Raw genomic sequence first — 13,086 nt, forward strand, 5'->3', positions numbered from 1 at the left:
AATAGTAATTTAATTATGACCCATCTTAGTTTAAATACAATCATTGCGCGATGCACCACACGCCTTAACGTATTAATTTTATTGTTTTAAACATCGCTGCTATTATCACTTTCTTAATAACAATAAACCAAAGGAATACAATGAACACGCCACGCTTTAAATTAAGTATGAGCGCCCTCATAGTCGCAAGTACATTAGCGCTAACCGCCTGCGAAGCAGAAATAGCCATAGACACTACCGATTCAGCACAGACTGAGCTCCCTCTTACAAAACAAGATGCCAATGCATTTATAGCCAAAGCCGAGCAAGAGCTAAGCGAGCTTTACCTAGAGACGAGCCGCGCTGAGTGGATTTACGCAAACTTTATAACACACGACACCTCGGCGTTATCTGCCGAAGTTAATCGTAAAATGACCGAGTCGGTCGTACGTTTAGCCAATCAGGCAGCACAATTTGACGACTTAAAGCTTGATTACGATGCACGCCGCAAGCTTAATAAACTTAAACTTGCGCTTACTTTACCAGCTCCTCAGGACGCTGAAAAAACAGCCCAACTTTCCACTATTGTGGCAGAGCTAGGTGGTTTATATGGTAAAGGTAAATACTGTAAAGACGATGGCAGCTGTTTAAGCCTAGGTGATATGACCGCAAAGATGGCCACCAGCCGTGATTACAACGAGCTACTTGATTTATGGCAAGGGTGGCGTCAAATTTCAAAGCCAATGCGCCCACTTTACGAGCAGCAAGTAACCCTAACAAATGAAGGGGCTAAAGAGCTAGGTTATGCTGATACCGGCGCAATGTGGCGTAGTAAGTACGATATGCCAGCCGATGACTTTACAACCGAGCTTGACCGCATTTGGGGGCAAGTAAAACCACTTTATAACTCACTGCATTGCCATGTACGCGCTAAATTAGGCGAAAAATACGGCACCGACAAAGTAGCCCAAGATGAGCCTATTCCTGCGCACTTATTAGGAAACATGTGGGCACAAGCGTGGGGTAACATTTACGATGTGGTCGCGCCAGAAAACGCCGATCCGGGTTACGATGTTACCGAGCTTTTAGCTAAAAATAATTACGACGAGCTAAAAATGGTTAAAGGTGCTGAAACCTTTTTTACCTCAATGGGGTTTGAGCCACTGCCAGAGACTTTTTACGAGCGATCGTTATTTGTAAAACCAAAAGACAGAGACGTACAGTGTCATGCCTCTGCTTGGAATATAGATAGCAAAGACGACTTACGCATTAAAATGTGTATTCAACGCACCGGCGAAGAATTTTCTGTTATTCACCATGAGCTAGGCCACAACTTTTATCAGCGCGCTTATAATAAACAACCTTTATTTTATCAAGAAAGTGCCAACGATGGTTTTCACGAAGCCATTGGCGACACCATTGCTTTATCGGTTACACCCGGTTACTTAAAAGAAATTGGTTTACTTGAGCAAGTACCTGATGAGTCAAAAGACATTGGCTTACTAATGAAAATGGCGCTAGATAAAGTTGCCTTTGTGCCCTTTAGCTTAATGGTTGATCAATGGCGCTGGCAGGTATTTTCGGGCCAAGTAAAGCCACAAGATTATAATAAAGCGTGGTGGGAGCTACGTGAAAAATACCAAGGTGTTAAAGCGCCTATTGCACGTAGCGAAGATGACTTTGATCCAGGTGCTAAATACCACGTACCAGGCAACACTCCTTATACACGTTACTTTTTAGCGCATATTTTACAGTTTGAATTTCACCGTAGCTTATGTGAAATAGCCGGTAACGATAAAGCCATTCACCGCTGCTCTATTTATAATTCAAAAGAAGCAGGGGATAAGCTAAACGCAATGCTAGAAATGGGCTCTTCTCGTCCATGGCAAGAAGCCCTTGAAACCATCACTGGCAAGCCGCAAATGGATGCAACCGCTATGCTTGATTACTTTGCACCGCTGAAACGCTATTTAGATGAGCAAAACAAAGACCGTAAATGCGGCTGGTAAAACTTTTACCACAGTTAATTTAAGTTAAAAACAACAAAGCCCGCTACAGTAGCGGGCTTTTCGTTCAGTAACTAACTTTTAGTTAAATTAGAACTGTAAGCTTACATTTGCAAAGTAAGCATCGTAATCAGAATCATCCCAGTTATTACCGTAACCTGCTTCTAAACCAACATTGTTATTGAAAAAGTGTTGAGCACCAAAAGCGTAGTCATCGTTCTTGTTGACTGTAACAAACACCGATGTTGCTTTACTGAAGTAGTAGTTAGATGCTAATTCCCAGCTATTAGAACCGCCATCAACATCTTCAAATTTACCTTCAACAGTTAAGTAGTTACCTTGCTGTAAATCAACAAAGTACTTAGCTGCTACTGCACGGTAATCAAACTCGTCATCTGCTGTTACAGTAAAGCCGATATAATCAGTGCTGTTTAATTCGTGGTTATATGCTAAGTCAAACACAAACTGATTGTCAGCATCTTCAACATCAACAAACGTTGCTTTTAATACAAGGTTTGGATTAAAGAAGTAGCCTGCTGAAAGTTCAATTACATCCGTGCTTGAGCCAAAATCACTGTCGAAATTATTGTACTGCGCACCTAATACGAAATCTTGTACAAAATACTCACCGCCAACGCTAGTAATATCTAAAAAATCATTATCACTGTATGCACCATAAACATTTGTTTGCTTATTGATGTACTCAAATTGATCATAAGGACCTAACGTCGCTTTTGGAGAAAAGTAATAAGTTGAGTCAACACTTACCGTGTCATCTCCATCAATGTCCATGTATCCTACATGGCTGATAGATTGGTAAGTATCGGCTGCCATTGCAGTAGATGCAGCGCTTGATAATAAAATGCTCGAAATGATAACGGCTAATTTTTTCATTTTAAATTCCCTATAAATGTTATTTTCTATGCTTGGGCCGTGTAGCCAAAGTCGGGCCGCATACTAACAGCAGAAAATGAACAAAAAATGAATGCGCGAACAAATTAAATACAATATCAACCACTTAAATTGTTAACTGTTATGTACAAATGTAAATATAAAGCACATCTTAAATCTACAGTAGAATTATATCTCAGCATTTAAACTTCAAAAGTAACAAATAAGGTACAAACTGTCGCTAAATTGAATACAACTTAACTATACGATAAACCTCACCAATATAACTATCCTTCATTATATTTTTTTCATTTTTCAAAAAAATTATTATTTTTAATTTAAAAGAAGCTATTTAGATGAGCAAAACAAAGACCGTAATTGCACCTGGTAAAACTTTTACCACGGTTAATTTAAGTTAAAAACAACAAAGCCCGCTACAGTAGCGGGCTTTTTATGCTTTTAATTAAGTACAGGGCTTAATTAAAACTGAAAACGCATGTTTGCAAAGTATGCATCGTTATCAGAGTCATCTGCATTGTTCTCGTAACCTACTTTAAGACCAATGTTTTTATTGATGAAGTGCTGAGCACCAAAGCTGTATGTATCTTGCTTGTTGTAGTTAGCAAATACCGAGGTTGCTTTTGAGAAGTAGTAGTTAGTTTCTGCTACCCACTGGTTTTCTGCATCTTCAATGCTCTCGTATTTACCTTCAAACGTTAAAAAGTTACCTTGCTGTAAGTCAATAAAGTACTTAGCTGCAACAGCGCGGTAATCAAAGTCGTCATCAGATGTAAGTGTTACACCTACGTAGTCTGTGCTGTTTAGCATGTGGTTGTATGCTAAATCAAACAAAGCAAAGTCATCGCCGTCTTTGTTTTCAACAAGCGTTACTTTTGCTAATAAATCAGGGTTAAAGAAGTAGCCACCAGTTAGCTTGTAAAGCTCACCGTTAGAGCCCGAATCTGGGTCAAGGTTTTCGTAAGATGCGCCAACAACGAATTCATTAATAAAGTATTCGCCACCAATATTAGTAACATCGCCAAAGTCGTCATCAGCATAACCGCCGTAAACGTTAGTTTGTTTATTAATGTACTCAAACTGATCGTACGGACCTAATGTTTTTTTAGGAGATAGGTAATAAATAGAGTCTACAGCAACGGTGTCGTTGTTATCGCTATCTTTGTAGCTTAAATTACTGATTGAATTGTAGCTGTCTGCAGCAGCCGCAGTGCTAGATAATAAAATGCTTGAAATAATAACTGCTAATTTTTTCATTGTAAGACTTCCCTTTGTGCATTGCTTTTTATGCTTTAGCTCATTGACTAAAGTGGGGACATGCTAACGCTGAGAAACTGAATGAAAACTTAATTAAGCAGTTGTATTTATTAAGTTAATTGTAAGTAGGTGTAAGAAACTGTAAATTTAAAGTAGTTGCAACATATAGTCAACAACTACTTAAAACATGTTCAGCAAACTAAAGCGCATGCTGACTTATTACACGATAAACCTCGTTAATATTATCGCCCGATTTAAACTCTTTACTAATAGGCGTTGGGTCTGAACCAATCCAAATTTTAAGCTCGGCATCTAAATCAAAGTGCCCTGCACTTTCTTTACTAAACTTAGTAATTTTAGAATAAGCAATACTCATCATTTCCATTTTAGAGCCGGTCATACCTTGCTTATCAATTAAAATTAAACGCTTATTAGTAAAAATAAACATATCGCGAATCACCTTATAGGCTTTTTCTACTTGTTCGCCATCTATTAAGGTATTGGCAAGTACTTTTTCTAAATCAGAGTCATCTACTTCGCTTGCATTTCCCATTAAACCACTGAGTAGTCCCATTATGCTTTCTCCTGTGTAAATATTTGATTTTCTAAGGTGTGACCATTTACTAACTGCCTATATTGCCAGTTTTGTTGATGGCAAAAGTTTAATAAAGCAATATCAAGTGGCTCACCGGTTGGCTGGTACTCAATCACGTATTCTTTATGTTGGCTCATATACACACGGCTTACACCTGCTAATGCCTGCAGTTGTTGCTCCACATTTTGATACGCCTCGTTGAGCATTAAGGTATAAAAGTGAGTATGCGTATTGTTGTCTTTTGTTTGGTGCTCGCTCAAAATGCCCTTATCTAGGTGGAGCACTTGGGAGCATAATCGCTCAAGTTCGGTTAAATCGTGCGAACTCAAAATAAAGGTGGCTTCATCGCTTAAGCTCGATACCAGCTCTCGCACCTCTCTGGCATGAATAGGGTCAAGCCCTGCTGTGGCTTCATCAAGCATCACTATTTTCGGCGAGCCAATCAGCGCTTGCGCTATCGTTACCCGTTTGCGCATACCGTGAGATAAATCGCCCGCACGCTGTTTAGCGACTTCTTTTAAGCCTACCAAATCAAGTACGCGCAGCGCTTCATTGTGGCTTTGTTTAGCGCCCATACCTTGAAGCTTGCCATAAAACGCCAGTTGCTTATCTATATTAAAACGCGGATCTAACTGCGCATCTTGCGGTAATGCACTCACTTGGTTGAATAACGCGGCACTACCAGGCTTATGCCCTAAAATACTGAGCTCACCGTGGCTTGGGTTAATATAGCCGCACAATAGACTAAATAATGTGGTTTTACCGGCGCCATTTGGGCCCACTAACGCCACCGGTGCACCTTTTTGAATTTCAAAGCTTACGTTGTTAAGTGCTTGCTTTGCGCCATACGATTTACTCAAGCCGCTGGCTTTTATTAATACGCTCATAGCGAACTCCTTGTAAATATTCGATGCGCAATCGCTATAAATACAGCACTTTGAATAAGCGGCACACCTAAGGCACTCAATAAAGGTAGGTTTTGCCCAGCTAAAAGCTCAGAATTAACCCCTGGGAAAAGGTAATCGAGCGCATTTAAAGCCGGTACTTGCCACGCCAATATACCCACAATAATGCCGCCACCAGCAAAATATAAAATGGCTAACACAATCGCTAAACGCGACGAGCGAGCAAACGTGTTAATCAAACTCATTAATGCTACAAACGGGCTAAGAACCACCACCATTATTATAAATATAGAAACCGCACGGCTTAACCCACCCATTAATAGGCTAGGCTCTCTGTAACCAAGTACACCAAGGGTTGCCACTAGGGTAATAGCTAATAAACACGCTAACACGCCAAGCTGACCTAAAAAACGGCCAAATAAAATTTCAAACCGAGTAGAACGCAATGATAAAAACCGTAATGTGCCGCGCTCTCTATCGCTAACGGTTTGATCGCTTGATATAAAAATAGCAAACAGCGGAAAGCTATACAAAGCGACTAGCCAGTACATAGCAAATTCGGCCTCAGGCCAATCAAGCAACTTACTTAAACCAATACTGCCTGAAATATCGCGTGCCATTTGTTCAAAATTGGGGGCACTAATAATGCTGACGGCTTGGCCTATCGGGTAGCGTAAAATAAGTAACCAAACAAGGGCAAAGGCGGCCATTGCAATTAAGCCGCGCTTGGTTAAAAACATACGTACTAGCTCAAAACCCGCTATTTGGGTTAACCGCCCTATGTTCACTAATGATGATGTTGCCATTGGCTTTCCTTAATGACGTTGCTCATGCTTTAAAATAAAGCGTAATGTAACAACAGTAAGTGTAAACACCTTGAATTACCAGCAAAAAAAAAGCTCACCATAAGTGAGCTTTGTAACAAACCGTTTAAATGTAACAGGCCAAACTTTGTTTATTTAGCCTATTTTTATAAATGCTGTTGGTATACCTCAAGTGCTTGGCTTAAGTCATTAATTAAATCATCAATGTCTTCAAGGCCAATATGCAAGCGAATAACAGGGCCTAAATCCCAACCAGTGTTCGAACGTAAACCTTTCATGGTCAAATTGGCGGTAACTAAACTTTCAAAGCCGCCCCACGAAAAGCCCATTTTAATGTGCTCAAGGCTATCTAAAAACGCATCAATGGCTTTTTGGTTACCGGTTTTCATTACAAATGAAAACAACCCATTGCTGCCATCAAAATCGCGCTTAAAAAATTCATGTCCAGGGCAGCTTGCAAATGCAGGATGGCGAATATGATCAACTAACTCATGTTGCTCAAGCCATTTTGCCACCTCTATAGCCGCCTTTTCGTGCTGATTTAAACGCACTGCCATAGTGCGTAAGCCTCTAAGCGCTAAATAGGCATCATCTGCGCTGGTGCATTGCCCCAATAAGTACGACTGCTCACGCAGGGTTGGCCAGTACTTTTTATTTGCCACTGCTACACCCATCATTACATCAGAGTGGCCAACAATGTACTTAGTTGCTGCTTGAATACTAATATCTACACCGTGTTCAAGTGGGCGGTAATGCAAGCCATTGCCGTAGGTGTTATCAAGCATGGTCATAATATTATGCTCATTGGCTACTTTAACCATGGCAGGTACATCTTGTATTTCCATGGTTATAGAGCCAGGCGATTCTAAAAACAGCACTTTTGTGTTTGGCTGAATATACGCCTCAATACCTGCGCCAATCGTGGGTGGGTAATAAGTGGTGGTAACACCTAGTCCCGCTAAAATTTTATCGCAAAAATCACGCGTAGGTTCATACACGTTATCAACCATTAAAATATGATCGCCCGCCTTTACAAACGACAATAACGCTTGGCTTATTGCCGCAGCGCCGCATGGGTAAAGTGCGCAGCCTTCGCCGCCTTCAAGCTCGGTTATCGCCTCTTGCAGTGCAAAATGTGTAGTTGTGCCTCGGCGGCCATAAAATAATGTTTTATCTCCGCGGGTTTTAGCGGCTTCTTTTAATTCGGCCACGCTGTCAAATACAATTGTAGAAGCGCGCTGTACTACGGGATTTACCACACCATGGGTGTAGGCTTTTTTACGCCCCGTTGATACTAACTGGGTATTTTTATTTTTGCTTGTCGACATTACCAATCCTTAAGCCTTATTAGAAAGCCATTGTTCAATTAAAAAACGCGAAATTGAATCGACCCGAGGGAGTTTATAATGATCGCCTTCATCGCCCATATTGCCAAACGCCTTAACTTCTTCGCGCGTAAACCATTTGGCATCGTCTAATTCGTCTTTATCTACGTTTATTTGCTCAGTTTTAGCCTGAGCAATAAAACCCAACATAATAGAAGAAGGAAATGGCCAAGGTTGCGAGGCAATATAACGTACATTATCAACGTCAATGCCTGCTTCTTCTTTAACTTCGCGCGCTACAGCTTGCTCTAGTGTTTCACCTGGATCTACAAAGCCCGCCAATGACGAATACATGCCTTGTTGCCATATTGCTTGGCGACCCAATAAACAACGCTCTATTCCATCTTCAAATACTTTAGTAACCACCATAATTACTGCAGGGTCAGTGCGTGGAAATGTAGGGTGCTTGCAGTGCTCGTTTTCACATAGGCGTGAATGCCCTGCCTCTACTAATGTATTTTTACTGCCACAACGCCCACAAAAACTATGCGTTGCATGCCAATAACATAAACCACGTGCAAGTGCGGCTATAGAGCCATCTTGTATATCAACGTGAGGGCCATATTGGCGTATATCAAAAAACTGTGCGTCGCCTATAACGCACTTGAGTTCGTCATCGTGTATGGCTGAAACATCTAACGCAAACACACCCTGTTGCTCAGTATTTGAGCCTAAATAAATAGCGTTTGATAAATCTAAATGGGCAATTTGCTGATACGTTAAGTAGCACACTTGAGCTGCGTCTTTATAAAACAAAGTGTGGTTATTATTCACCAAAAGCCACTTACTTTGTGCCGACATTTGTGCGTTTAACCACGCCGCGTTTTTACGAAAATTAGACCCGCGGTCTAATGGCATGTCGCTGTAATAAAGCATGTGAGTCCTCAATAACATGGTATGGCGTAAAATTACCATAACCGCTGAGTAAACCCAATTTATTACCGCAATAAAAAAAGCCTATATTAGCTATATAGGCTCTTTATTAAAAACTCTCATGTTGCAGGCACTTAGCCGCTATATTTTATGCTTTAGAGTAGCAAGCTATCATCAATTAAATGAAACTGTTCTGCACTTTGCTTAAGCACCTCTGCGGTTAACTTATCGGCGCCGTACACATCGCACGGTACATTGTATTGATTTTTTAAATGCCCTAGCAATAACGCAAAGTCGCCATCACCAGAGAGCAAAATGACTTTATCGAGGTTTTTGCCTTGCTCTAGCATATCTATCGTTATGCCTACATCCCAATCCCCTTTTGCGCTGCCGTCGCGGCGCTGAATAAACGGCTTTAGTTTTACCTCAAAGCCAATAGCACGCAAAATATTTTGAAACTGGTTTTGTTTTTCATCACCGCGGTGAATGGCATACGCAAATGCACAATCTATAGAATACTGCTGCTTCATGTGCGCCCAAAATGCATTGTAATCAAAGTTTTTACGGTAACTTTCGCGGCACGTGTAATAAATGTTTTGTACATCAACAAAAATACCGACACGTGGCTTACTGATTTGCTGATCGTTTTGTAAAGTCATTTGTTTCCTTAAGTGCTCACAGCTCAGCGCAGCTGAAATAAAACGCCATTAACGAGTGAACCTTGCAATTTTGTTTTAAGTAACCTAAATTGGTTACTTAACTAAATGTAACCAAATTTGGTTACCTGATTCTATGTAACTGCATTAAGTTACTTTTTGGATTTTTATGATTGGTGTGATCAGCGGCGATATAATTAAATCGCAAAAAATACCTAAGCAGCAATACGATGCCATGCTTTATCAGCTAGAGCAAAGTTTGCGTGCAATTAGTAATAATACCTCACTGTGGACCATATACCGAGGTGATGCTTTTCAGTTGCAAATAAATCAAAGCGAGCAGTTAATTAAAACCGCTATTATCATTTATTTGCATTTAAAGTCGGCAGGTTACGAACTACGCCAAAGTATGGCCTTAGGTGAGGTAGACAACCCACGCAGCGATATAAAAACAGCCACCGGCTCGGCCTTTGTGCTCTCAGGGCAAGGCCTTGATAAAATAGCCAATCAGCGCTTTACCTTACAGATAGCAAAGCACACCCTAGATGAAGGCTTTAGTCTTAACCTTGCCTTTGTTGATACCTTGCTTAGCAAAATAACGCAAAAACAAGCCAATGCGCTTTACGTGTATTTAACCCAGGCCGATAACAGCCATGCAGCACTGGCAAAAGAGCTTAACACCAGTCGCGAAAATGTCACTAAATTGCTTAACTTAGCAAATTATCAGCTAATAGAGCGATTTATAGTACACGCTAAACAGGTCATAACAACGATTGCAAAAGGAAGTGAGTAATGGGGTTTTCGTTATTATTAGTGACATTAATTATAGGCCACCTAGTCAGTGACTTTTTTTTACAACCAATGAGCTGGGTAAACGATAGAAACACCCACCACTTTAAAGCTAAAAAGCTCTACCTGCATGTATTAGTACACGGTGTGGTTAGCGCCGTTATTTTAGCGCTTTGGGAATATAGCTATGGCTGGCAACAACTAAGCACCGTGTTACTTTCAACAGCTGCAATTATGCTTAGCCACTACCTAATAGATATTGCTAAGTCGTATTCTAACAAAGGGGTTGTGCCCTTTTTACTCGACCAGATAGCGCATATAGCCGTAATAATAGCGCTGTGTATTTATATAACTGATAACCAAAGTTTAATCGCGTACGTAAGCGCACTTGCCATAAACCCTAAAGTACTCTGGGTTGTATGCGGATATTTAATTATATTAAGCCCAAGTGCCGTATTTATAAGAATGATGCTTGAAAGGCTCACCGCTAACTTTTCAAGTGAGGGCAGCTTACCGTTGGCCGGACAAAGCATTGGCATGATAGAGCGAGTACTTATGCTGAGCTTTATATTACTTGATCAATTTGCTGGGCTTGGCTTTTTGCTAGCTGCCAAGTCGGTATTTAGGTTTGGCGATTTAAGTGCCAGTAAAGATAAAAAGCTCACCGAGTACGTTATGCTAGGCACCTTACTAAGCGTTAGCGTCACCTTGTTTGTAGGATTAGGCGTTAATTCGTTGATCAGGTAAGTATAAATTACAGAAAATAAAAAACGCGCTACTTCTATTAAAAAGGTAGCGCGTTTTTTGTATTGGCATTTAATTAAAGGCCAATACAATCTTTAATAATGATTAATCATTATTTGGGCGACGACGGCGCTGGCCATTACCACCTACCGATTGGCGCTTTGCCCATGGGCTTTGTGCGTTGTCATCGGTTTTGGCTGCTGGTTTTTTAGAACCACCACGACGAGGGCCTGTACCGCTTCCCCCATTGTTTGGTTTTTTGCTGTTCGGCTTATCAGACTTAGGCTTGTTAAACGGCTGCTTTGCTTTTTTAGGCTTTTTAGGTTTAATTGGGCGAGCATCTAATGCGCGCTCAGGTACTGGGCTAGTTGGTTCAAATCCAGGCTCTTCAGCGCGAGGGATTAGCTCACCAATAAAACGTTCAATACCGTATAAATCAGCGGCGTCATCGGCTGTTACAAACGAAATAGCATGCCCTGATGCACCAGCACGGCCTGTACGGCCAATACGGTGAACGTAATCTTCGTATACGTTTGGTAAGTCGTAGTTAACCACATGCGGAAGCTCAACAATATCAAGGCCACGTGCCACAATATCAGTGGCTACAAGTACGCGTACTTCACCGCTTTTAAAGCCATCTAATGCTTTAACACGAGCGCCTTGTGATTTATTACCATGAATAGCGGCGCCTACTATGTCGTCGCGCTCAAGCTGTTTAACTAAACGGTTTGCACCGTGCTTGGTACGGCTAAACACTAATACTTGTTGCCAATCGTTGCTACGAATTAAATGGCTAAGTAATGCGGTTTTACGCGATTTATCAACAGCGTAAACGCTTTGCGTTACGCTTTTAGCAGTGGTGTTTTTTGCCGCAACTGATATTTCAACAGGGTCGTTAATTAACCCTTTTGCTAATGCTCGAATATCATCTGAAAACGTTGCCGAAAACATTAAGTTTTGGCGTTTAGGCGGCATTTTAGCAATCAGGCGTTTAATGTCGTGAATAAAGCCCATATCAAGCATGCGGTCGGCTTCATCAAGTACCAGCACTTCAACATTATCAAACTTAACCGCGTTTTGATTATGTAAATCGATTAAACGCCCAGGCGTGGCCACTAAAATATCAACCCCTTTACGAAGGCGCTGCATTTGTGGGTTTATTTTTACGCCGCCGTACACTACAAACGAACTTACATCAGAGTGCTTAGCGTATTCTTCAACGTTTTCGCTTACCTGCAAAGCCAGCTCACGCGTAGGCGCTAAAATAAGGGCACGTACGTGGTTACTTTTTGCTTTACTGCCTTTAGATAACAGCTCAATTAGCGGTAACGTAAAACCAGCGGTTTTACCTGTGCCTGTTTGTGCAGCCGCCATCACATCGCGACGTTCAATAATTGCAGGAATTGCTTGAGCCTGAATAGGCGTTGGCGTTTCATAGCCCTTTTCTAAAACCGCGTTAACTAAAGACTGTGATAAACCTAAACCATCAAAACTCATAAAATCTCTCAATAAAATAAAGGCCAAACCGGCCAAGGGCGCATTATACGCAACTAACTTAGAAATGCATGGAAATATTCACTTAGCAAATTAAGTGCTAACCTTAGAGTAGCTAATAACAATACAAATCAACGCTATGACATTAAAAACTAAAGCAAACCAAATAACACTTAAGCAATGCCTAGAAAGTATAGATTCAAAGCGTATTGAAGACACACAAACCTTACTAACCCTGTTTGAAAAAGTCACAGGGGCAAAGCCTGTTGTATGGGGTAAAGATATTATAGGGTTTGACCAATACAGCTATAGGTACGACTCCGGCCGCACAGGTGAATGGCCAATCACAGGGTTTTCACCACGCAAAACTAAGCTTTCTATTTATATTATGCCTGGCTTTGATCACCCTAAAATAGCGGCATTATTAAATAAGCTTGGTAAACATAGCCTAGGTAAAAGCTGTTTGTACGTGACAAAATTGGAAAATATCGATTTAGCTATACTTGAGCAAATAATTGCTGAGTCGGTTTTAATAATGAAACAAACTTACCCAAAAAATTAATACCAATCCGCTTAATTAAGTGATCTATTTTGAGAATAGATAAACGTGTTGATAGCTAGACAATAAATTCGTTATTTAGTTGTTCTCGGCAATTGCTCCTGCATTGCT

The 13,086-nt window shown here is 40.8% G+C and carries 13 protein-coding genes; 4 read left to right on the plus strand and 9 right to left on the minus strand.

Annotated features, from left to right (window positions below; genetic code table 11):
• Positions 1-140 precede the first annotated feature (140 nt).
• Positions 141-1,988, plus strand: coding sequence for a M2 family metallopeptidase (locus NQT65_RS04385; protein WP_256850598.1), 1,848 nt, complete (start codon positions 141-143; stop codon positions 1,986-1,988).
• An 87-nt stretch (positions 1,989-2,075) separates the two neighbouring features.
• Here the strand turns inward: NQT65_RS04385 and NQT65_RS04390 are convergent, their stop codons facing one another.
• From NQT65_RS04390 to NQT65_RS04425, 8 genes are all read right to left on the minus strand, one after another.
• The gene (locus NQT65_RS04390; RefSeq protein ID WP_256850599.1) at positions 2,076-2,879 is read right to left on the minus strand and encodes a putative porin; all 804 of its coding nucleotides are present in this window, start codon (positions 2,877-2,879) and stop codon (positions 2,076-2,078) included.
• Positions 2,880-3,356: 477 nt separating this feature from the next.
• Positions 3,357-4,151 (minus strand): putative porin, encoded by a 795-nt coding sequence (locus NQT65_RS04395; RefSeq protein ID WP_004589517.1) that lies wholly within the window; start codon positions 4,149-4,151, stop codon positions 3,357-3,359.
• 199 nt (positions 4,152-4,350) lie between these two features.
• Positions 4,351-4,725: a PH domain-containing protein gene (locus NQT65_RS04400; protein WP_256845482.1), complete on the minus strand. Its 375-nt coding sequence runs from the start codon at positions 4,723-4,725 to the stop codon at positions 4,351-4,353.
• Positions 4,725-5,633 (minus strand): ABC transporter ATP-binding protein, encoded by a 909-nt coding sequence (locus NQT65_RS04405; protein ID WP_024033654.1) that lies wholly within the window; start codon positions 5,631-5,633, stop codon positions 4,725-4,727. Before NQT65_RS04405 ends, NQT65_RS04400 begins: the two co-directional genes overlap by 1 nt.
• Positions 5,630-6,457, minus strand: coding sequence for an ABC transporter permease (locus NQT65_RS04410; protein WP_256850600.1), 828 nt, complete (start codon positions 6,455-6,457; stop codon positions 5,630-5,632). The genes NQT65_RS04405 and NQT65_RS04410 overlap by 4 nt, the downstream gene beginning before the upstream one ends.
• Before the next feature lie 164 nt (positions 6,458-6,621).
• Positions 6,622-7,803, minus strand: coding sequence for a cystathionine beta-lyase (locus NQT65_RS04415; RefSeq protein ID WP_054983889.1), 1,182 nt, complete (start codon positions 7,801-7,803; stop codon positions 6,622-6,624).
• 9 nt (positions 7,804-7,812) lie between these two features.
• Positions 7,813-8,736, minus strand: coding sequence for an NAD(+) diphosphatase (gene nudC, locus NQT65_RS04420; RefSeq protein ID WP_029771750.1), 924 nt, complete (start codon positions 8,734-8,736; stop codon positions 7,813-7,815).
• Between the two features lie 152 nt (positions 8,737-8,888).
• Positions 8,889-9,392, minus strand: coding sequence for a LabA-like NYN domain-containing protein (locus tag NQT65_RS04425; RefSeq protein WP_004589523.1), 504 nt, complete (start codon positions 9,390-9,392; stop codon positions 8,889-8,891).
• 166 nt (positions 9,393-9,558) lie between these two features.
• Between NQT65_RS04425 and NQT65_RS04430 the strand changes: the two genes are divergently transcribed.
• Positions 9,559-10,182 (plus strand): hypothetical protein, encoded by a 624-nt coding sequence (locus tag NQT65_RS04430; protein ID WP_064386445.1) that lies wholly within the window; start codon positions 9,559-9,561, stop codon positions 10,180-10,182.
• Positions 10,182-10,925 carry a DUF3307 domain-containing protein gene (locus tag NQT65_RS04435; RefSeq protein WP_248534349.1) on the plus strand — a complete coding sequence of 248 codons (744 nt, stop codon included), beginning with the start codon at positions 10,182-10,184 and terminating at the stop codon, positions 10,923-10,925. Before NQT65_RS04430 ends, NQT65_RS04435 begins: the two co-directional genes overlap by 1 nt.
• A 102-nt stretch (positions 10,926-11,027) precedes the next feature.
• Here NQT65_RS04435 and NQT65_RS04440 read toward each other — a convergent pair whose 3' ends face one another.
• Positions 11,028-12,419, minus strand: a complete 1,392-nt coding sequence (locus tag NQT65_RS04440; RefSeq protein WP_004589525.1) for a DEAD/DEAH box helicase — start codon at positions 12,417-12,419, stop codon at positions 11,028-11,030.
• 136 nt (positions 12,420-12,555) lie between these two features.
• Here NQT65_RS04440 and NQT65_RS04445 point away from each other — a divergent pair, with 136 nt between their 5' ends.
• Complete coding sequence (locus tag NQT65_RS04445; protein ID WP_024033661.1) at positions 12,556-12,978, plus strand: DUF1801 domain-containing protein; 423 nt, start codon at positions 12,556-12,558, stop codon at positions 12,976-12,978.
• The last annotated feature ends 108 nt before the right edge of the window (positions 12,979-13,086 follow it).

Source organism: Pseudoalteromonas agarivorans (assembly GCF_024518735.1).
Classification (GTDB): domain Bacteria; phylum Pseudomonadota; class Gammaproteobacteria; order Enterobacterales; family Alteromonadaceae; genus Pseudoalteromonas; species Pseudoalteromonas atlantica.

Bases quoted from the DNA above. Each gene is read 5' to 3' on its own strand.
- NQT65_RS04385 (WP_256850598.1), top strand. From the start codon at position 141: ATGAACACGCCACGCTTTAAATTAAGTATGAGCGCCCTCATAGTCGCA.
- NQT65_RS04390 (WP_256850599.1), bottom strand. From the start codon at position 2,879: ATGAAAAAATTAGCCGTTATCATTTCGAGCATTTTATTATCAAGCGCT.
- NQT65_RS04395 (WP_004589517.1), bottom strand. From the start codon at position 4,151: ATGAAAAAATTAGCAGTTATTATTTCAAGCATTTTATTATCTAGCACT.
- NQT65_RS04400 (WP_256845482.1), bottom strand. From the start codon at position 4,725: ATGGGACTACTCAGTGGTTTAATGGGAAATGCAAGCGAAGTAGATGAC.
- NQT65_RS04405 (WP_024033654.1), bottom strand. From the start codon at position 5,633: ATGAGCGTATTAATAAAAGCCAGCGGCTTGAGTAAATCGTATGGCGCA.
- NQT65_RS04410 (WP_256850600.1), bottom strand. From the start codon at position 6,457: ATGGCAACATCATCATTAGTGAACATAGGGCGGTTAACCCAAATAGCG.
- NQT65_RS04415 (WP_054983889.1), bottom strand. From the start codon at position 7,803: ATGTCGACAAGCAAAAATAAAAATACCCAGTTAGTATCAACGGGGCGT.
- nudC (WP_029771750.1), bottom strand. From the start codon at position 8,736: ATGCTTTATTACAGCGACATGCCATTAGACCGCGGGTCTAATTTTCGT.
- NQT65_RS04425 (WP_004589523.1), bottom strand. From the start codon at position 9,392: ATGACTTTACAAAACGATCAGCAAATCAGTAAGCCACGTGTCGGTATT.
- NQT65_RS04430 (WP_064386445.1), top strand. From the start codon at position 9,559: ATGATTGGTGTGATCAGCGGCGATATAATTAAATCGCAAAAAATACCT.
- NQT65_RS04435 (WP_248534349.1), top strand. From the start codon at position 10,182: ATGGGGTTTTCGTTATTATTAGTGACATTAATTATAGGCCACCTAGTC.
- NQT65_RS04440 (WP_004589525.1), bottom strand. From the start codon at position 12,419: ATGAGTTTTGATGGTTTAGGTTTATCACAGTCTTTAGTTAACGCGGTT.
- NQT65_RS04445 (WP_024033661.1), top strand. From the start codon at position 12,556: ATGACATTAAAAACTAAAGCAAACCAAATAACACTTAAGCAATGCCTA.